The sequence below is a fragment of the Parabacteroides sp. AF48-14 genome (assembly GCF_003477465.1).
In the GTDB taxonomy this organism is placed as follows: Bacteria; Bacteroidota; Bacteroidia; order Bacteroidales; family Tannerellaceae; genus Parabacteroides; species Parabacteroides acidifaciens.
Genome location: NZ_QUDI01000065.1, coordinates 1 through 20,699 on the forward strand (window position 1 = coordinate 1; position 20,699 = coordinate 20,699).

The window sequence follows — 20,699 nt, forward strand, 5'->3', positions numbered from 1 at the left end:
TTTCATAACAGAAACTTTGAGTTGCTTGAGCCGTATGAAGGGAAACTTTCATGTACGGTTCTTAGGGGGGAAGGCTCCCGTAAGGGAGCTGACCTACCCGGCTATCGGGCAATATCAGCCAAACAATACGGATAGACAGCGTTTCATGCAATTTCGATGTGTACCCGTATGCGGTGACTACCTATGCCCGGCAAATGATTATCCGTGAAAGCAGCGTGACGGAAAGAAGCCTTGTCACCCGTTGCCGGTTGCTGAACGCTGTGCGCTCGGACAACAACCCGCACGGCTTTATCATGGAAAGTTTCGAGATAACGGAAAACAAGGACTTGAACACCATAAAGCGGTAAACCATGATACGGAAAATACTCTCTCCGGTTAATCAGGCGATTACCCATGTTCAGGACTGGGCGGATGAAAAACTCCGCCGCCTGTGCGGGCGCATGACACCGGAAATAAGGCTGGCGGTAATCCTGCTTATGCTCCTGTTCTTCGGCGGGCTATCCATCTACTTTACGGTATCATCCATTTATCGGATAGGCAAAGAGGATGGCGAAACCATACGGATAGAACATATCAGGCAGTTACAACTTCAAAGTAAAGACAGTACGAATATTTTTAATCAGTCAGACAATGGAAGAAAAAGAAGTGAAGAATGAAACTCCCGCACCGGAAACGGCAAGGGGAAAAGAACCTGAAAAACAGAAAAAAGAGAAAAAGGAACTGACACCCCAGCAGATACAGCAGCGAAAGAAGATGCTGGTTTACCCGCTTATGGGACTGGTATTCTTGGGGTCTATGTACCTGATTTTTGCACCGTCCGATAAGAACGAAACAAAGGTGGAAAGCGTGGGCGGATTTAACGCCGATATTCCGCAACCCAAAGGGGACGGGATAATCAGCGATAAAAAGACAGCTTACGAACAGGAACAGATGGAGAACAAACAGGCGGACAAGATGCGCTCCTTACAGGATTTTGCCTTTTCGCTCGGAGAGGAAAACGGGAACGGGGAAGATTTGACCCTGATAGATGATGCTCCGGCGGAAAAGCCGAAAACCAATGTAATAGACTTCGGGGCAGGTGCGCCGAACAATAGCCGTTCCTCTATCCAGTCTTCGGCGGCGGCTTACCGGGACATGAACCGTCAGTTAGGCAGTTTCTATGAAACGCCGAAAGAGGACAAGGAAAAAGAGGAACTGAAACGTCAGGTGGAAGAACTTACTGCCCGGCTCGATGCCAAAGAAAACGGGGCGGGCAGCATAGATGAACAGGTGGCTCTTATGGAAAAGTCATACGAACTGGCGGCAAAATACATGAACGGACAGAACGGGCAAAGCGTACCACCGCAACCGGAACAGATTGCACAGGTCGCACCGTCCGCAACCGTTCAGGGCAAAGGAAACGCCACACCTGTAAAATCGGTATCGGACAGGACGGTTTCAGGATTGCAGCAACCCATGAGCAACAGCGAATTTATCACCGAATACAGTAAGCCACGCAATTACGGGTTTAATACGGCGGTCGGCAGTGGTTATTCGATGGGAAAGAATACTATCCGGGCGTGTGTTCATAACGACCAAACACTTATGGACGGGCAGACCGTTAAACTCCGGCTGTTAGAACCGTTACAGGCAGGTAATGTGATTGTCCCGAAAAACAGCCTTGTATCGGGAAGTGCCAAAGTGCAGGGGGAACGGCTCGACATACTGGTGTCCTCGCTCGAATATGCAGGTAACATCATTCCGGTGGAACTCGCCGTGTATGACAGTGACGGGCAAAAGGGGCTTTCCGTACCCTCGTCACTGGAACAGGAAGCAGCCAAAGAAGCGATGGCGAACATCGGTGCGGGACTGGGTACGAGCATTTCCTTTGCGCAAAGTGCCGGGCAGCAGGTCGCAATGGATATTACAAGGGGCTTGATGCAGGGCGGGTCGCAATACCTTGCCAAGAAGTTCAGAACGGTAAAAGTACACCTGAAAGCGAACTATCAGGTGATGCTTTACGCCAAACAACAGTAATTTATTTATCAACCATAAAAATTTCAATCCAAAATGAAAAAGTTAATGATTTTATTCGCTCTTATCATGGGCGTGGTTTCCGTGAAAGCACAAAGTAACGACTTGTATCAGGGTATAACAAAGAAACTGCCTTACCGTCAAATGGTGACACCTTACGGCGTACAGGTGACGTTCGCCAAAACGGTACACCTTATTTTCCCGTCTGCCGTTAAGTACGTGGATTTAGGCAGTAACTACATTATTGCCGGAAAAGCGGACGGGGCGGAAAATGTTGTCAGGGTCAAGGCTACGACAGAGGGCTTTCCCGGTGAAACCAATTTTTCCGTTATCTGTGAGGATGGCAGCTTTTATTCCTTTAATGCGAAATACGCACATGAACCGGAAATGCTGAACATCGAAATGAAAGATTTCTTGGAGAATGAGGACACAACGGATTTCAGCCACACCCGGATGAACATCTATTTCCGTGAACTGGGTAACGAAAGCCCGCTTTTGGTAAAGCTGATTATGCAGTCCATCTACAAGAACAATGACCGGGAAATAAAACATTTGGGATGCAAGCGTTTCGGGGTGCAGTTCTTGGTAAAGGGCATTTATTCGCATAACGGACTGTTCTACTTCCACACACAAACAAGGAACAGTTCAAACGTACCGTTTGATACCGATTTTATCCGTTTCAGATTGTGGATAAGAAAGTAGCCAAAAGAACGGCTATTCAGGAAACCGTTATCGACCCGGTGCGGAGCTATAACGAGATACTGGTTATCGGTGGTAAAAGTACTGTCCGCACCGTGTACACCGTTCCACAGTTCACTATCCCTGACGATAAGATATTGGTTATCGAACTGGTGGAAAAGAACGGGGGCAGGCACCAAACTATCCGGGTGGAAAATTCGGATATAGTGGCAGCTAAAGTGATTAACGAACTTAAAATCAAATGAACATGAAAAGGATATGCTGTATTATATCCCTTTTTGTGCTGTGCCTGACTTTTAACCAGGCACACGCACAAAGATGTCTGCCGGGAATGAAAGGTTTGCAGGTTACAGGTGGTATGGCGGACGGTGTTCACTGGAACAGTAAAAGCGATTTCGCTTATTACTTCGGGGCGGCTCTCTCTACCTATACCAAAAATGGGAACAGGTGGGTTATCGGCGGGGAATACCTCGAAAAGCATTACCCCTATAAGGATTTACAGATACCCGTAAGCCAGTTCACAGGTGAGGGCGGTTACTATATGAACTTCCTTTCCGACCGGAAGAAAACCTTTTTCCTCTCGCTGGGATTGTCTGCCCTTGCCGGGTACGAAACAAGTAACTGGGGTGACAAGCTGCTGCCCGATGGCTCGACCCTAACCGATAAGGACGGTTTTGTCTATGGCGGTGCGCTGACGCTGGAACTGGAAAGTTACATTACCGACCGGGTGGTGTTCCTGATTAACGCACGGGAAAGATGCCTGTTCGGTTCTTCCGTTGGAAAGTTCCATACACAGTTCGGTATCGGTCTAAAGATAATAATGTGATAAACTAACCTATTATATATAATGTATATGAGAAAGATTTTAAGCCGTATTTTAATGGGCTGCTATATAATGGCCGCCATCTTATTTGTGGGTGCGTGTAATGACGATGTGGATATACAGCAGTCTTACCCGTTCAGTATTGAAACGATGCCTGTACCGAAGAAATTAAAGGTGGGTGAAACCGCCGAAATCAGGTGTCAGCTTCACCGGGACGGGCGGTATGAGGAAACAAAGTATTTCATCCGCTATTTCCAGCCGGACGGGGCGGGAACGCTGAAAATGTCCGATGGGACGGTTCTACTGCCGAATGACCTGTACCCTCTTCCGGGCGAAACATTCCGGCTTTACTATACCTCTGCATCAACCGACCAACAGACGGTAGATGTGTATTTTCAAGATAGCTTCGGGCAGTTGGAACAACTTACGTTTTCATTTAACAATGACAACAGTAAGGAAGAAGAAAACAATTAAAGACAAAAAGAACATGGTTAAAATAGAATTGGATATAAACGGTATTTCATTTTTTGTAAGTACCACATGGAAAACGGATGCAGTTCCGGCAGTCGGTGATATTGTGATAGTGGATAAAGAAAGCATTTCACCATCTGACCGGATAGCATTAAGGAAAACACCGTCCAATCAGGCTTTCAAGTGGGCGGATGAAGAAGATGATTCTCCGGCATTGAATTATTTCGACTATGATACGGAAATGGTTGTAAAAAAGCGGACTTGGAAATTTGATTCCGAAGATGAAGAAATGGTGTGCATTCTGAAAGTTATCTTTCTGCTCCATGAGGGATGATATTGAGTTTCATGTATTTTATCCGTATGATAGATAAATTCCTTGTGGCTTTGGCTGCTTTTTACCTGCTGGCTGGTTGCTGGTGCTGGTATGAAATGAAACACGCTCCAACCGATAAAGAACTATGGGGCGAAGAATTGGAATGATACGTAATGCGTAATGTTATGGTAGATAATCCGGTGGGTATTTCCCGCCGGGTTATCTTTTTTATAGGGAATGGAAACAGGTTTCTTTGCTATCTTTCTTTGTCCGCTTCGGCTCACAGAAAGAAAGTAGCGGCGGCATTTGCCGCCGTTCTTTATTAACCGATTATAATGTTCTTTACAGGTGTGTTATGTTCCAACCACTCTTTGACACATTCCATGTTATATTCGCTCGTTATAACCGCCTTATCTACGTCTATGGGCGTAAAACGGGTGCTTTCATAGCTATCTATCCACCCTTTCAGTGAACAGACACCCCATGCTTTCACGTCTTCAAAAATGTCGTTCAGCGTGTCGATGGGTTCGCCGAAAGTAACTATCATTGCATCGAATGTTGTTTTGTCGGGTAGTAGTTCCAAATACTTCAATGAACCGAAATCATCTGCTTTCCGTCCGAAAGACCAGTCATAAGAATAAAGTTCATCACCCCACTGGTGCGGCGTGTCGAAACGTACTTTCACGCTGACCATATATTTATCCTCTGTGGTGTCCTCAATAACACCCGTTACCAGTAAGCCCGTAAATATGCACTTGCAACGTCTGCCGATAATCTTTTTATTTACTTCTGTCGTTTTCATAAATGTACTTATTTATATCGTTATTGTTTCTTTTCTTTTTTCGCAATCCATTCATCCCGCTGTTTGCGGCATTCGTCAAGCGTTTTAGCCACTGTGCTGAACAGTTCCATATCTGTATGGCGATAATCATACTGGAAATAAATCTGTCCCCTGAATGCGCCTAAACAGCATTTCACATATTTTTCTTCTCCCGGTATTTGGGTAATGCTTACCCCGTTTTTGTTTAAAGTTTCCATATCGTTATAATTTATAATGAGTTATCAGATAATCAAAAATGAGAGCAACACAATGAAAATAATCGCCATACAAAACAGGTAAACGGCGGAGATAAACAGCCGGAGAACGAACCGGATAATAAAAAAGCCTATGATTAGGGCTATCCACATTCCGGCGGTGCTGGTGGCTGCCTGATAGATGATAAAAGCAAGTATGAACCATCGTAAAGAAGTCGCTATCTTATTATTTACTTTCATTGCCTTGGTGTATTGCGGGTGGATTGCTCCACCCGGTTAGTAATCAGGCGCAACGGAAAACAAAACCGTTATCCATCCAGTAATCAGTTATAAATAAATCACGGGCAAAAGCCGAATAGTCAAAGTAGGTCTTTGCGAACTCCGGCAGGTCGTAACATTGCTCTACGATTTCATAGGCGTAATCTTCCTCGTCTTTATATTCTCCCTGATATTCGTCCTCAAAGGAAGAAATAAGGTCGTCCGCATCTTCTTCGCTTATATCGCTGTTGTGGTGGTCGCACCATACGAAAAACGCTTCCTGCTCGGTTTCGCTTAGTTTCTCGATGGCATCCCGAAGCTCAAAGAACTTTTCAGAAAGCCAACTTTCGGAAATCAGGGCTTCCGGGATATTTTCGTAATCCTGAAACATAAATTCCGGGTCTTGGTCGTCCTTGTGCAGTTCCCGGCACGCTTCCAAAAATTCGTCCTTATCTGAATAGTCGGACAGGTCTAACCACTTGCCGAAAAGTGAACCGTTGTTATACTTGTTGTAAGTACCTACATAAACTCTTGCTTCTGATAATGTTACTGCTTCCATAATTCTGTGTCTTTTAAAATTTATGCGGATTTGAGAGGTAAGGGAGTTGAGTTTCATAACCTTTTTTCCTGTTTCTCGTAAATCTGACTTTTTTTTTATGCGTTTCCGGTCGGGGCGGTCGTTTTCGTTTCATATAGGCTTTAAAGGGTAGTGTTTAGGCTTTGCAAGATTTTAAAGAAAAATACTCTTTGGACGAAGTACAACAGGAAGATTTTTGTTTAAACCCTTTAGGGCTTGACCTTGCAAAGACGTGAAGAACACGGAAATACCTTTGCCTATGTGATACGATAATGACTGCTTCGGCTGGGGACTGCCTAAGAGGAAGATTTACAATAGGAGAAACTGGAAAAATGGTTTTATTTTAAAAGTAGGATATTGTGTTTTTGTTGCCAGTAACAAAAAAAGGGCTTATAAAAGCCCCTCGTCAGCAAAACTGTAATAGCTTTCTTCTGTCAGGATGATATGGTCTAACAGGTGTAAATCCAATACCTTGCAGGCTTCTTTTATTTTTGAGGTGATTTGTTTGTCCGGTTCACTCGGACGCAGGTTGCCCGATGGATGGTTATGTGAGAGGATTATGCCCGAAGCATGGACTTTCAAGGCGGTTTGCAGGATGATTTTCACGTCCATTACAGTTTCAGCCATGCCGCCTTTAGAGATAAGGGAAACGCCTAAAGCCTTATTTGCCCGATTGAGAAACATTACATGGCTTTCCTCGTGATGTTCCATACATTCGATATAGAACGGTTTCAGGTAAGAGTAGGACGTTTCGGATGAGAGTATTTTCACCCTTTCGGATGCTTTTACATTGTCTTTATAAGAGATAGTGATTTCCGGCATGGTAAATTCTGTTGTTTTCATGACTACTGAAATTTAAATTAAACAATAAGAAATTTTGCCGGACACCCACAGTTTGGCGGGGACTTCAACCATATCTTTTCAAAAAATACGACCCGTAGGTGTGGAGATTTTTTAGAAAACCGGAACGGCTCGGATTTGGTATTTGTCCCCACCGGGCTGTAACTTTGCTAAAATTTGTGATTGAGATACATTACTTTAGGGAACTGAAAAAGGGGTATCACTGGTGACACCCCTTAGACAACCGAATACCTTAAACCGTTATTCGTCATAGGTTCTATATCCTATCGGTTTGCGTGGCTTCGGTTCGGGCTTGCTTAGTAATTGGGTCAGTGCTTGGTATATCTCGCTGAATTGTGCATCCGTACTTTCTTCCAGTTCTTCAATACGCTTTAGTAGTTCCTGATAGCCTGTTATCATTTGACGCAAGGCTACGAATGCCCGCATGATGGAAATATTCACCTGTATGGCAATAGGACTACGTAACACACCCGATAAAGCCGCTACACCTTCCTGCGTGAAAACATAAGGCAAATACTTGGTATGTTTGCCACGTTTTGAACCGGCTGCTGCTGCCATTTCATCGGGATTATTCTTTAAGGTCACAATTTGTGACCTTAAACATTCCACTTCTTCCTTTGTCAGTTCAAACATAAAATCTTCGGGGAAACGTTCTATATTACGTTTAACAGCCTGTTTCAACGCTTTTGTTTCCACCTGATAAAGTGCCGCAAGGTCGCTATCGAGCATAACCCTGCAACCCCTAATTTCATAAATCTTGTTTTGAATGATTTGTAAATCCATAATTCAATATTTTAAGTTGTTAAGTGATAAGTTATCTTTAGAACTGGTCACAAATCGTGACCAGTTCCTAATCTTTTATATGGCAGCAGTTACCTTTTTCGTATTAATTTTCTGTGCCAGTAATTCCATATCGTTACTTAATTTCGCATCTATAACTTTAGCATAGATTTGAGTAGTGCGAATGTCGGTGTGTCCCAACATCTTAGATACACTTTCGATGGGTACACCATTTGCTAAAGTTATGGTCGTTGCAAAAGTGTGCCTTGCAAGGTGAAATGTGACGTTCTTGTCAATACCGCATACCGTTGCAATTTCTTTCAAATAATCATTCATTTTTTGATTGCTGATAACAGGTAGCAATTGACCGTTTTTAAGTTTTCCCTCGTATTTGTTCAGGATAGCTTTCGGAATATCCAGTAAACGGATGTTTGATGTTACTTTTGTCTTGTGACGTTTCTTTATAATCCACAAATTATCATCGAATGCCATACGGATGTCGCTGCGGGTTAATTCGCATATATCCACGTATGAAAGTCCGGTATAACAGCTAAAAATAAAAATATCCCGTACCTGTTCCAATCGCTTTGAAGCAAATTCTTTATTGCATAACCTGCTTATTTCGTCCTTGTCAAGATACCCTCTTTCGATATACTCGAATTTAAGTTTGTAATGAGCAAACGGGTCAGCAGTAATTAATCCGGTAGCTTGTGCAAAGTTTACCACTGTACGGAAACGTTGGATAAACTTCATTGCTGTATTGGGTGAACAATCGTGGTTCTTTATTATATATAGGTAGAAATTCTCAATAAATACCTTATTAATTTGACGTATCGGTAAGTCTGATACACGATATTCATCTTTCATGTATTCTATCAGGCGTAACTTTGTCAGTTCATATCGGCTGTAGGTTTTGGGGGTCGCTTCACCTGCTGCGACCTTTTTCTTGTACTGGTCGTTGTGCTGGGTGAAAAAAGAAATGATGGTATTGGCTTCTTCCTCTTTTCCCAAAAGAGCATTTTTCACGCTTTCGGGGGTAACATAGCTATCCCGCATTAATTGGTTGTGGAAGTGGGAACGGATATTTGCCTTAATGTCGTCCAGCATGGAGTTAAGCCTTTGTATCTCCATTGATTTACCTATGGCTCTGCCGGATTTCCAGTTGGTTTCAAGGACTTCTAACTTGGTATTGAATTGGGTTTGTTTGCCGTTGATTGTGATACGGGCATGAATGGGTACTAAACCATTCTTTTTCATCTTGTCTTTTTTCAGGTAAAACAATACGCTGAATGTACTCTTTTCATTTTTCATAATCTCACTTTTTTAGATTGCAAAACTAATTTTAATCACTGTAAATGAGATAAATAGAGTATAGACAAATCACGTCAAAAGTAAGCCATTTTCCGACAATCGTACCCCCTAATCGTTTTTGGGGGAAGGGGGTACGATTTGGATACTCAACTGTGTCTTTTCGTGCCCCTTTTTTGTCTTTCAGGCAGGACTGAAACATAAAAAAAAGTCCTACAATACGTTGATATTGTAGGACTTGTCTCTTTTTTGTCGCCGTTTGGCTTTGTTCTTATGTGATCCGCCTGGGTTCGAACCCAGGACCCCATCCTTAAAAGGGATGTGCTCTACCTGCTGAGCTAGCGAATCATCCTGTGCATTACTTCTGTAATGCGGGTGCAAAGATAGAAAGTATTATTTTATTACACAAGTTTTCGGAGACATAAATTGTGATTTGAATAGAATTTTGCATATTTGATGCTTTTTATACGGATAAAATTGGTGCTTTGAGATCGCTTACTTTTACTGTTAAGTCTCCACAACCGGCGAACAAATAAACAGTCGACAAAATAAACAATATTACAATAACCCCCATTTCGGGCGTTTTTCTATTTCATCCGAAATTTTGATCGATTTTTGTTTGACTCTTTTCACGGTTTTAACCTCTCCGGCTGACACCAGATGAAATGAGGTGCGCAGTCCGTTTCGAAAAGCGTGCAATTAGATTACCGAAAGATGGAAACGCCGACAATGTGATAAACCTTAACTCCCGGAGAATCGAATATTTGAAAACAAAACGGACGGTGTCCCAAATATCGCAAGGAAATTCAGGTGCTTTTTTGCCTTGAAAACGGTCCTCTTTTCAATTACGACCGTCCTAATCGCCATTATGACCGTCCTAATCTTCGCGAGGTGCCGAGTGCACTACACATTAGCACGGTCGCAATGGCAAAGAAGACGGTCGTAATGGAGAAAAACACCCGAAAAAATGAAAAAATCCCCTTTTGGGACATCAAAAAGGGGATTAATATTTATTCACATTCAGGAACCTTTCGAACCTGAAAAATGAGTTTTATACAATAAGTCGGTTTTCTTATTCCTCAATATGATACGCTTTCAATTTATTGTAAAGCGTTTTCCGGTCGATTCCCAATAGCTGGGCAGCCTCGTTTTGTTGTTTCCGGCTTCCTGGAGGGCTCGCTTGATCATCTCGCATTCGTGCGTCTCATTTTTTAGCTGGATATTGACCGGAGTAGAAACCGGGGCGGCAGTCAGTTCTTCCGGAAGTTCATTCCGGGTGATATAACGGCCGGTAGCCAATAAAGTTGCATACTTGATTGCATTCTTCATCTGGCGCAGATTGCCCGGCCATGAATAAGACTGGAAAAGACGTATCACGTCATTGTCAAAACCGATAATATCCTTCTGCAATTCCATATTCGCCTGATCCAAAAAGCTGTTCGCAAATAGCAAAAGGTCTTCTTTCCGTTCTTTCAAATCGGGAATGCGGACTGTAAACTCATTGATACGGTGATACAGGTCTTCACGAAAATCGCCCTTATCGATCGCTACACGCAGATTCTCGTTTGTTGCAGAGATGAGACGGACATTAATCACAATCTCCTGGTTACTGCCTATCGGTTTCACTTTACGCTCCTGCAGGGCACGAAGAAGCTGCACCTGCACTTCATACGATAAGTTTCCAATTTCGTCCAGGAAAATTGTTCCTCCCTGGGCAGCCACAAAAGCGCCTTCCTTATTATCGATAGCTCCGGTAAACGAGCCTTTCACATGACCGAAAAATTCGGAGGCAGCCAGGTCTTTCGGGATAGCTCCGCAATCGACGGCGATGAAAGGAGCTTTCTTCCGGTTACTCTGTTCGTGAATACGGCGGGCGACGTATTCTTTTCCTGTCCCGCTCGATCCGGTGATCAGGACGGACATATCCGTCGGCGCAACCAATCGTACATGTTCATAAAGCTGGCGCGCAGCCTGGCTCTGCCCCTCGATATACTGACTATGATTGTTACCCGAGGTCCGGACGCTTCGCCGGGCGCATGACAGGTTCAGCAACCGGAGCAGCAGGTTCCTCCCCTACAGCCTTTATCACATCCCGGATCTTACCTAAAAGCTCGTCCGGGTTCAATGGTTTGGCAATATAATCGGATGCCCCTAATTTGATCGCTTGCACAGCTGTTTGTATCTCTGCATAGCTGGTCATCATGATCAGGGGTATTGAAATATTATTTTCTTTTATCCACTTCAACAGGTCGATCCCATCCCCGTCCGGCAAGCGCAGATCCGACAGGATCAGATCGAAAGAAACATCCTCTATCCGGTTCTTTGCATCCGAAACCGATGACACCGAACTGACTTCGAAGCCTTTCCTTCCCAGCCAGGTTTTCAGCATCAACGAGAATGTTATATCATCTTCTAAAATCAGAATAGACGGCATATTATTCTTTTTTGTTTCATATACAAAGATAGCGAGATAATTGAAAATTGAAAGTTGAAAATTGAAAATAGATAGCACCGCCACTCTAATTTTCAATTTTCAACTTTCAATTTTCAATTACTAAATATCCATGTCGCTCTACGCCATGCACCTTCAAACGGACCTTGCTTATATCTGCTTAACCACCAATGGCAGAAACCTAACTGAAGGATAAACAATAAGACACCGACTCCGAAGCTGGCGGTCGTGCAGAGGTCATCGTACAGGGACAGACCGTAGCCGAAATAAACAAATGAGCCGATAATGGATTGTGTCAGGTAGTTCGTCAAACTCATCTTTCCGTAAGGGACCAATCCGTGTAACACTTTATGCGTCGAAACCTGTTGCCACAGAAATACGAAGCCTGCAACCAACACACACATAAAGGAGAAATTGCGGAAAGAAGAGACTACTGTATTCATCGGGGTCAACATCGCCTTATTGGGAATCAGATCCGGCAAGGAGGCTGTGATGAAATACAACGGGACAAAACAGATTGCTCCTATAACCAAAGTCCGCATCCAGAACACGCGGTGTTCGGACAGATTCACAAACAACTGTTTACGGCCGATCAGCATCCCCAACAGGAACAAAGAGGCAGTCTGGAAGAAACGTCCGTATCCCCATGCCCACAAAAGGCTGAACAACTGGCCGTCCCACAGGTTGGATTTGACCATCGCCCAGAAATCCGGCTGCGACAGGAACGGATACATACGCTGGCTGTGAATACGCCAGATACCGGCAGCCGGCACATAGTCGGGGTTCATCATTGCATAAAAGAACTTACCCAATTCAAGCGGTTGGAGCATCAGAATAATAGCCGTTATCAAAACTGCCCGGTCGCTCCATTTGCAGACCAGCACCAGCACCACGCCTATAATAGCATAAAGCACCAATATATCCCCCGGGAAAAACGCCCCGTTGAAACATCCTATAATAAAGAGAAGGAAAAGGCGCCACAGGAAACGCAACCGGAAATCCTTGCCTTTTTTTGCCTGGTTGTTATACTGGATAAAAAAGCTGAAACCGAACAACAGGGAAAAGATAGCATAGGCCTTACCGGAAAAAAGGAAGAAAAGAGTTTCCCATACCCCTTTATCCATTGCCTGCATAAATTCCGAAGAAGGCGTTGGAAAATCATAAAAATTAAAATGTTCGATGTTGTGCAGTAACATAATTGCCATAACGGCAAAACCGCGAAGTGCATCCACCACCTCTATACGAGATGATTTAGCCAAAAGTCCGTGCTCCATGGTAAGAAAGTAAATTATGAATTATGAATTATAAATTATGAATTGACAGGCTATTGACTACTGCTAATTCACGCTGCAAAAGTAGGCAAAGATGTTATATAAAACAAAAAAAGCACCCTTTTAGGCGCTCTTTTTGTTTTGCAGACTTAAATAGAATACTCGAACATAATAACTTTAAACGGTTTAAATGTAGAAACGTCCACTTCCGCTTCTTACTTAAAGAGGAAGCGAATATCGTGCCAAACAAAGTCATGTCCACGATATTTTTTCGTAAACTCTTATATTCTAACAGATATATCATATAGAATGTTTTACGAAGGATAATTATAGCCTCTTTATAAACGGGGAATTTATGGACACAAGTGTGGAATATTTCTACAGATAGCGTTCCACAGCCTGATTGACTATTACTGTTGCCTGGCGGATCACTTCGGACAGTAGCCGCTTCCAGCCATCGTCTGTCACAGCTTCGTCGTTCTTCTCGAGAATCCGCAGTTGTGCGACCAGGTCAGTCGCTCCCAACATAGTGAAAAGTGGAATCAATTTATGGGAAATCTTTGCAGCCGGACCACGTTCTGTTGCATCCAATGCCTGCTGCAGGAGTGAAATGCTTTTATTCGTTTCCTCGGCAAACGTCCGGATAATGGATGCGGAGGCCTCTTTGTCTTCTCCGGCAAAGGAAGTGAGCGAATCGAAATTGAATTCGGGCGACGTCTCGGCCTGTATATTAGCCTGCAACAGGTTATTCAACAAGGCTATCAATTGTTTTGCCGTGAAAGGCTTGTTCAGGAATCCGGTAAAGCCGACCTCCAGGTAATGGGTATGTTCGTTTTCCACGCTGGCGGAAAGAGCTATTACCGGCACCGTATCTGTTCCGGGGATACCCGATGTACGGATGGCGCTCAGCAATCCATAACCGTCCATGCCCGGCATTTGTATATCGGTGATGATGGCATCGAAAGAACTGTTACGGAGGATGTCGACTACGGTAAAGGGATTCGTACAGCTGGCTACTTCCACATGGTTGCGTTTCAGGAATTCTTCGGTCAGCGCCAACTGCAACGGATCGTCATCGACCAGCAGGCAATAGATTTCACGTCCTTCAAACGTTTCCGCTTCGGCCTCGTCCTCTTCCGGAACGGAAGCTGCCGGCAATGTCTGTACATCCGATTCCTGCAACGGCATCACAATCGTAAAGTCACTCCCTTTTCCCGGAACGCTTTTCAGCGTAAGCGCCCCTCCCATCAGCTCGATCAGTTTGCGGGTGATGGAAAGTCCCAGGCCGAATCCCTCCTCCTTTTCCGTACTGGAAAGGCGGGTAAATTCACCGAAAATCTTTTCCTGTTCTTCTTCCGGAATACCCGTACCGGAATCACTGACAGTAATAGACAATTGGCTATCAGCCGGAGAAAACTTGACCAGCAGAACCACACGCCCTTCATGCGTAAACTTGATCGCATTGGATAACAGGTTGCTGACCACTTGGCGAAGGCGTATCGGATCACCGGAATAAATCCGGTCCATCCCCTCTTCTTTCAGGTTCAACACAAACGACAACCCTTTCGACTCGGCAATCGGGCGGAAGCTGCCATATATTTCATTGAAAAGTGTTCGCACGCTAAAAGGTATGTTCTGTATCTCCATCTGTCCGGATTCCAGCCGGTGGAAATCCAGCAGGCCGTTCACCAACGAAAGGATATGGTCGGCAGAGCCTGTCATATTCTCCAGATAATAACGCTGGCGCTCATCCGGATGGCGGCGCATCAACAGTTCGATATAGCCGATAATGGAAGAGAGCGGAGCCCGGATATCATGACTGATGGTCAGCATCAGCTTCTCCCGCCTGTGCAACAAATCCTCCGCATACTGTTTTGCTTTCTCTAATTGCTGCCGATAATACTGGCTCCGGGATATATCGCGCGCAATCAGGATGATAAAGACAATCACAATAATCAGAGACAGGACAGCGATACCGGCAATCAGATAGGACGTTTCGCGCAGAAGTTCCTGCTTCTTCACGACACGCTCCATCGAAACGTTCATCTCTTCTTCCTCAATATCACGCAACATCTGGTTGATCCGGCTCGTGATAATACTGTTGTTATAACGCAGATTGGCAGCGCGCTCCAACAACTGGTCGACAAGTTGTTTGCGTTGGTCCGCAACACTGTCCTGCAGGCTTTTCAGAACTGTCACGATCGTATCTGCCGGATTAAAGGCGTTCACCAATGTATCCGTCACAATCTGCCGGGTTGTATTGACCACTACTGCAGAATCTTCCTTTGGCGGAGAGAAAGCATCGGCAAGACGGCGGAAGAAGCCACGCGGTTTACGGGGTTGGGGAGTCTTTACGGAATCCTGATGTATGATCACACGCTCCTGTATTTCAACCTGCCGGACTACTGTATCCTGTTGGGCAATTACTTTTTCAATATTCTGGGCATACAGATGTTCGGCGTTCGTTTCCTGCCAGGTCTCCAACAATCGGCGGGTATTCAAACGTTTCTGTTCGATCAGCATGTCGATCGTATCTATTTTGGGAAGCAATGCCGGATTTGACACCAATGTGCGCAGGGAATCCATATTCTGCAAGGCCTTGTTCAAGGTACGGTTAAAATGGCTGATCTCACCTTGCGGACGTCCGATCACCTGTCCGAGCGCCTCACTTTCATAAAGAAGGGAAAGGGTGTTCGTGACCAGATAGACTTTCTCCCTCGACTTGCTGCTGGGATCTTCTTCATCAGCAAACTGTTCGATGACATTATAGATATAAACGACTGCACAGACAGCTACCAGGATCAATAACAAGTATCCCAGTATGACCTTACTTGTAGTATGCCCGTTCTGTGCACTCATCAGTCTTTACGATAAGCCATCTTCCATTTGTCCAACATAACAAAATCGGCCTTTTTCAGCCCGACTTTCCAGAAAGGAACCGGTTCGTCGTGATCACCCAAGAACATACGGTCGCGTATGTCGAAAGCCTTACTGGTCAGCGCCAACGAAGAATCCGACACGGCTGTCTGCACGTTTGCGATATCCAGCATGGTATGGAACACGCTGTTTGTGCTGACCGGATAAGCCTGATGGGAAACTGCCGTCCAGTATTTGTCGGGAAACAGCTCCCGGTAATTGTCCGAAAACCAGATTATATACGGGATATGCAACTGGTAATAAGTAGGTATCGGCGAAGCATGCAGATACCGCCCGCGGGAATCGTCAAAAATATCTTCCCCATGATCGCTCAAGTAAAGCATCGACGCACAGGCATTCTTCTTTTTCAACATATCCACAATTTCACCCAGCACATAGTCCGTATAATGGATCGAATTGTCATAGGCATTGCGTAATTCGGTCTTATAGGAGGCACGGATACCTTCCGCCTTATCAGGTGTATAGAAGCGGAACTCGGCCGGATAGCGTTCGTGATAATTGAAATGCGATCCGTATGTATGAAGAACGACAAACATATCGTCGTCCGATTTATCCAGTTCCTTTTCCAAATAAGGCAAAAGCGAGGCATCATATAAAGAAGTCAGATAAGAGCCGGTATTGAAACTACTCATATCGATAAAAGAATCGGCCTCCCGGTAAAAAGCCCCAATCATCGAGGTTGTGAGCTTTTGATTGGCGATGACTAACGTACGGAAACCGGCTTCCTTGAATGCAGTAACAATGCTTTTCTCGTCATAGATAACTCCATAATCCTCGGCGCTGGCTGCGGAAAGGATGATCGGGACGCTCTTATGCGTATTATTGGATTGCGTCACCACATCCGTAAAATGGACAAGTCCGTCGAGCTGTTTCATCCGGGGAGTCGTATTGCGTTCGTAGCCATACAGGCTCCACTCCATGGCGCGTGACGTCTCTCCCACTACCAATACGTAGATTTCCCGCTTACCTTCCGGATGGGCTTTGCGGATAGAATCGAATCGGAAATCGGCGGAAGTAATATGATAGTTAGCATTCTTTTCCGATTTGGTAATCGCAAAATACAGGTTATAAAGCGCATTAACCGGATAAACATCATCTTTCAGCGAGAAACGATGATGTTGCAGAGGAGACAGGAAACAAAGAGCGACTCCGATCAAAAACAATGCCAGGCTCCTCAACGCCCATTTCCGGCGAAACACGTTTGTCAGCCGGTCCTTCAACCGGACCGAACGCGTAGCCAGCCACAGCGTGGGAAGTGTATAAAAGAAAAACACACAGATTATGACAAGGAAGATATTCCCCAATAATTCACTGGCTTCGGAGGCATTCGAACTCGTCAGGTTCAGAAACATATCCACCGCAATGACGGATTCGCCAAAAAGATATAATAAGACCAACTGCCCTCCATCCAGTATAATCTTCGGCAGCAGGCACCAAACCACTATCCCCGGTCTGCGTGCCAGCAACAAAACTCCCATCCAGAATGCCAACGGCATGATAATGGAAGCAATCCCGACTGAAACCGGCAATGGCTCTGTAAACAGGAAAACACAATTCGGGATGATAAACAACAATCCAAACAAGATATATAAGTGTTTCTGTACAGATAACCAACGTAAAATATTCGTAAAATGCTTCATCTATTTTCGCCTGTAAAAGCCAAATTTATCAACTATTCTTATCCCCTCTCGCTACAGCCTTGCTGTAATCGGCAAATGTAGGGGTTATCCCTCATATACGCATACAGCAGAAGCACAAAAAAAAGTTATTTCGATTTTATTAAAAGACAGTTACATCCCAATTATGCCTTTTGAGAACGAAGGAAAGCCGAACAAAAGTTTTCAAAAATCATGCAAATGCTTTCAAAAATCGTGCAATCACACAGTGACATAAACAAATAGCTTCTTACTCTCGTTTTTTATCTCTAATTTCGGGCAACCTAAGCAGATTATTAAACTATCATCTATAAAAATAAAAACAAAAATGAAAAGACAAATTGCATTGCTGTCAGTCTGTGCCACTCTGCTAAGTGCTTGTTCATCGAACACCCGCACAACGAGTGAGGCATATGCTCCTGCTGCAAAAAATGAATTGCGTGCACCAGCCACCCCGTTGGTGACTATCGACCCGTACACCAGCGCCTGGTCATTTGCCGACCGACTGAATGAAGAGAGCGTGCGCCACTGGACCGGACGTAATTTCCCGCTGTTAGGAAGCTTGCGCGTAGACGGTGTTTCATACCGTTTTATGGGTGTAGACAAAGTCGAGGTCACTCCGGTTGTCGGTACGGCAGCCTCCGGCCTTTGGGATGCCACCTATACGTTCAGCCAGCCCCAAGGGGAATGGATGGCTCCCGATTACGACACAAAAGGATGGAAAACGGGTAAGGCCGCGTTTGGAACCGAAGACAATCCTTACCGTTCCACACCGTGGCAAGACGGCGATATCTGGGTACGCCGTTCGTTCGACTGGCCGGAAGGGACAGCGAAAGAATCCCTCTTCCTCCAATACTCCCACGATGACAATATCGAACTGTATGTAAACGGCCAACAGGTTGCCGTAACGGGCAATGGCCTGGATTACGACTTGTTGAAAGAGATCCCTCAGGATATTGCAAACACGCTGAAACCGACCGGAAATATCCTGGCCGCCCATTGCCGTAACAATGGCGGCGGTGCATATGTAGATATGGGTATCATGAAAAAGGTGAAACGGGGGGACACATTCGACAACAAGGCGGTCCAGAAATCGGTAACCGTCATGCCGACCCAAACCTATTACACATTCGAATGCGGCCCGGTCGAACTGGATCTGATCTTCACTGCTCCGATGCTGATGGACGACCTCGATGCCATGACAGCTCCATATAACTACATCACCTACCAGGCCCGTTCACTGAACGGCAAAGCTCACGACGTACAGTTATATCTGGAAGCAACGCCTCAATGGGCTGTCAACACAATCGACCAGCCGGTTTCTTTCGAGAAGATCGAAAAAGACGGATATGTCTACCTGAAAACAGGCTCTGTCGACCAGGATATATTAGGAAAGAAAGGCGACGACCAACGCATCGACTGGGGATATTTCTATCTCTCAGCCCCGCAGTCTCCGAATGTAACAGTCGCTATCGATGAATATTACGCCGCAAAGAAAGCATTCATGTCTGTCGGGAAACTATCGGGCAACGCCGACAATGTCTCTTCGGATATGGAAAAGCAGATGACAGTTTTAGCATACTCCGACAACTTAGGCACAGTCGATAACCAGATTGTTTCGGGACATCTGCTGATCGGATACGACGATTTGTATGCGATCCAATATTTCAACGATAACCGGATGGCTTATTGGAAACATGACGGGCAGGTCGATATTTTCGATGCCTTTGCCAAAGGCCAGCAGGACTATGCCAGGATGATGAAACGTTGTACGGATTTCGACGCACAGTTGATGCAGGAAACAGCGGCAACCGGCGGTCAGGAATATGCCGAACTCTGCGCACTGGCCTATCGCCAGGCTATCGGAGCCCATAAACTGGTAACGGACAAAGAAGGCAACCTGCTGTTCTTCTCAAAAGAGAACTTCAGCAACGGATCGATCGGCACGGTTGACATCACGTATCCGTCAGCTCCCATGTTCTTGTGCTACAATCCGGAACTGCTGAAAGGCATGATGAACCCGATCTTCTATTATAGCGAAAGCGGCAAATGGAACAAACCGTTCCCAGCGCACGATGTCGGTACCTATCCGCAGGCTAACGGACAGACGTATGGCGGCGATATGCCGGTCGAGGAATCCGGCAATATGCTGATCTTGGCAACTGCCATTGCCACAATCGAAGGAAATGCCGACTATGCGGCCAAACATTGGGATGTACTGACAATCTGGGCCGATTACCTGAAGAAAGAAGGGCTCGATCCGGAGAACCAACTCTGTACGGACGACTTTGCCGGCCACTTCGCCCACAATGCCAACCTGTCTATCAAAGCCATCATGGGAGTAGCCGGCTATGGCAAGATGGCGGAGATGTTAGGCAAGAAAGAGATTGCCGAATCCTACCTCTCGACTGCACGCGAAATGGCAGGGAAATGGGTTGCAATGGCAAAAGACGGCGATCATTACAAGTTGACATTCGACAAGTCCGGGACCTGGAGCCAGAAGTATAATCTGGTTTGGGACCGCCTGTTAGGTCTGAATATCTTCCCGACCGAAGTTGCAGAGACGGAAATGGCCTATTACAAGACCAAACAAAACAAATATGGGTTACCGTTGGATAACCGTGAAGATTATACCAAATCGGACTGGATTCTCTGGAGTGCCTGTCTGACCGGAGATGAAAGCGATTTTGAAACGCTTATGCTCCCGGTATGGCAATATGCCAACGAAACGACTTCACGTGTCCCGCTAAGCGACTGGCATTACACCTCCGACGGAACACAACGCGGCTTCCAGGCCCGTTCGGTTGTAGGCGGCTATTATATGCGATTGCTGGAGAAACGTTTATCGGATAGATCCAAAGATTGAGAAATCAGCATTTACAGGTTCAAACATTCTTAAAACTGTAAGCAAGCGGGAAGGTCTTGGCTTGGCAAGATTGGCTATAAAATGGTATTGCAGTACTTCATGGGGTTATAGTGCCGTAAAGGAATGAATAACCCGGCAGATAGAATGAACGATGCGGAATGTGTGCCCCTTCCAAACCTACCCGCTATTCATGTCACAGCCGTGAAACAAAAGAAATCCAACCGTAACACAGAAGGAAGACAGTTGTGACATGAAAAGAATACAACCGTAACATGCAATAGAGGACCGGTGTTTATCTGTTATTGCTTCACTATTTGGCAGATATGAAACAATAAATGATGATTTAACGGTGATACAATGTCGCTATTTGGGCGGTTCGC

Annotated in this window: 16 protein-coding genes, 1 tRNA gene and 3 pseudogenes; 8 read left to right on the plus strand and 12 right to left on the minus strand. The window is 45.2% G+C overall.

The window, feature by feature from the left end; genetic code table 11:
* Nucleotides 1-101: 101 nt before the first annotated feature.
* From DW083_RS20535 to DW083_RS20565, 7 genes and pseudogenes are all read left to right on the plus strand, one after another.
* Nucleotides 102-347 (plus strand): annotated as a pseudogene (locus tag DW083_RS20535) (conjugative transposon protein TraK); the annotation flags it as partial.
* Nucleotides 348-350: 3 nt separating this feature from the next.
* The gene (locus tag DW083_RS20540; protein ID WP_011107099.1) at nt 351-656 is read left to right on the plus strand and encodes a TraL conjugative transposon family protein; all 306 of its coding nucleotides are present in this window, start codon (nt 351-353) and stop codon (nt 654-656) included.
* The gene (traM, locus tag DW083_RS20545; RefSeq protein WP_122333698.1) at nt 631-2,016 is read left to right on the plus strand and encodes a conjugative transposon protein TraM; all 1,386 of its coding nucleotides are present in this window, start codon (nt 631-633) and stop codon (nt 2,014-2,016) included. The genes DW083_RS20540 and traM overlap by 26 nt, the downstream gene beginning before the upstream one ends.
* Nucleotides 2,017-2,049: 33 nt before the next feature.
* Nucleotides 2,050-2,957, plus strand: a pseudogene (traN, locus tag DW083_RS20550) (conjugative transposon protein TraN).
* 2 nt (nt 2,958-2,959) lie between these two features.
* A complete protein-coding gene (locus DW083_RS20555) occupies nt 2,960-3,538 on the plus strand; it encodes a conjugal transfer protein TraO (RefSeq protein WP_122333707.1) in 579 nt (192 codons plus the stop codon).
* Between the two features lie 21 nt (nt 3,539-3,559).
* Complete coding sequence (locus tag DW083_RS20560) at nt 3,560-4,009, plus strand: DUF3872 domain-containing protein (protein ID WP_028897891.1); 450 nt, start codon at nt 3,560-3,562, stop codon at nt 4,007-4,009.
* A 13-nt stretch (nt 4,010-4,022) separates the two neighbouring features.
* Nucleotides 4,023-4,340 carry a hypothetical protein gene (locus DW083_RS20565; RefSeq protein WP_008766847.1) on the plus strand — a complete coding sequence of 106 codons (318 nt, stop codon included), beginning with the start codon at nt 4,023-4,025 and terminating at the stop codon, nt 4,338-4,340.
* Between the two features lie 301 nt (nt 4,341-4,641).
* Here DW083_RS20565 and DW083_RS20570 read toward each other — a convergent pair whose 3' ends face one another.
* The 12 genes and pseudogenes from DW083_RS20570 to DW083_RS20635 all read right to left on the minus strand — a co-directional run bounded on the left by DW083_RS20570 (nt 4,642) and on the right by DW083_RS20635 (nt 17,438).
* On the minus strand, nt 4,642-5,121 hold the full coding sequence (locus DW083_RS20570) for a hypothetical protein (RefSeq protein ID WP_122333699.1): 480 nt from the start codon (nt 5,119-5,121) through the stop codon (nt 4,642-4,644).
* Between the two features lie 20 nt (nt 5,122-5,141).
* Complete coding sequence (locus DW083_RS20575; protein WP_028897889.1) at nt 5,142-5,357, minus strand: DUF3873 domain-containing protein; 216 nt, start codon at nt 5,355-5,357, stop codon at nt 5,142-5,144.
* A gap of 24 nt (nt 5,358-5,381) precedes the next feature.
* A complete protein-coding gene (locus tag DW083_RS20580) occupies nt 5,382-5,594 on the minus strand; it encodes a hypothetical protein (RefSeq protein ID WP_032533122.1) in 213 nt (70 codons plus the stop codon).
* A gap of 43 nt (nt 5,595-5,637) precedes the next feature.
* Nucleotides 5,638-6,171 carry an antirestriction protein ArdA gene (locus DW083_RS20585; protein WP_122333700.1) on the minus strand — a complete coding sequence of 178 codons (534 nt, stop codon included), beginning with the start codon at nt 6,169-6,171 and terminating at the stop codon, nt 5,638-5,640.
* Between the two features lie 408 nt (nt 6,172-6,579).
* The gene (locus DW083_RS20595) at nt 6,580-7,032 is read right to left on the minus strand and encodes a RadC family protein (protein ID WP_122333701.1); all 453 of its coding nucleotides are present in this window, start codon (nt 7,030-7,032) and stop codon (nt 6,580-6,582) included.
* 258 nt (nt 7,033-7,290) lie between these two features.
* The gene (locus DW083_RS20600) at nt 7,291-7,833 is read right to left on the minus strand and encodes an ORF6N domain-containing protein (protein ID WP_122333702.1); all 543 of its coding nucleotides are present in this window, start codon (nt 7,831-7,833) and stop codon (nt 7,291-7,293) included.
* Between the two features lie 75 nt (nt 7,834-7,908).
* Nucleotides 7,909-9,141 carry a site-specific integrase gene (locus DW083_RS20605; protein WP_117596360.1) on the minus strand — a complete coding sequence of 411 codons (1,233 nt, stop codon included), beginning with the start codon at nt 9,139-9,141 and terminating at the stop codon, nt 7,909-7,911.
* Nucleotides 9,142-9,414: 273 nt separating this feature from the next.
* Nucleotides 9,415-9,486: transfer RNA gene (locus DW083_RS20615), tRNA-Lys, on the minus strand.
* Between the two features lie 724 nt (nt 9,487-10,210).
* Nucleotides 10,211-11,572, minus strand: a pseudogene (locus tag DW083_RS20620) (sigma-54-dependent transcriptional regulator).
* Nucleotides 11,573-11,685: 113 nt separating this feature from the next.
* Entirely contained in the window at nt 11,686-12,864 is a 1,179-nt protein-coding gene (locus tag DW083_RS20625; protein WP_122333703.1) for a DUF418 domain-containing protein, read from the minus strand.
* Between the two features lie 375 nt (nt 12,865-13,239).
* The gene (locus tag DW083_RS20630; protein ID WP_122333704.1) at nt 13,240-15,720 is read right to left on the minus strand and encodes an ATP-binding protein; all 2,481 of its coding nucleotides are present in this window, start codon (nt 15,718-15,720) and stop codon (nt 13,240-13,242) included.
* Entirely contained in the window at nt 15,720-17,438 is a 1,719-nt protein-coding gene (locus DW083_RS20635; protein WP_122333705.1) for a phosphoethanolamine transferase, read from the minus strand. Before DW083_RS20635 ends, DW083_RS20630 begins: the two co-directional genes overlap by 1 nt.
* A gap of 343 nt (nt 17,439-17,781) precedes the next feature.
* Between DW083_RS20635 and DW083_RS20640 the strand changes: the two genes are divergently transcribed.
* Nucleotides 17,782-20,319: a glutaminase domain-containing protein gene (locus DW083_RS20640; protein WP_122333706.1), complete on the plus strand. Its 2,538-nt coding sequence runs from the start codon at nt 17,782-17,784 to the stop codon at nt 20,317-20,319.
* The last annotated feature ends 380 nt before the right edge of the window (nt 20,320-20,699 follow it).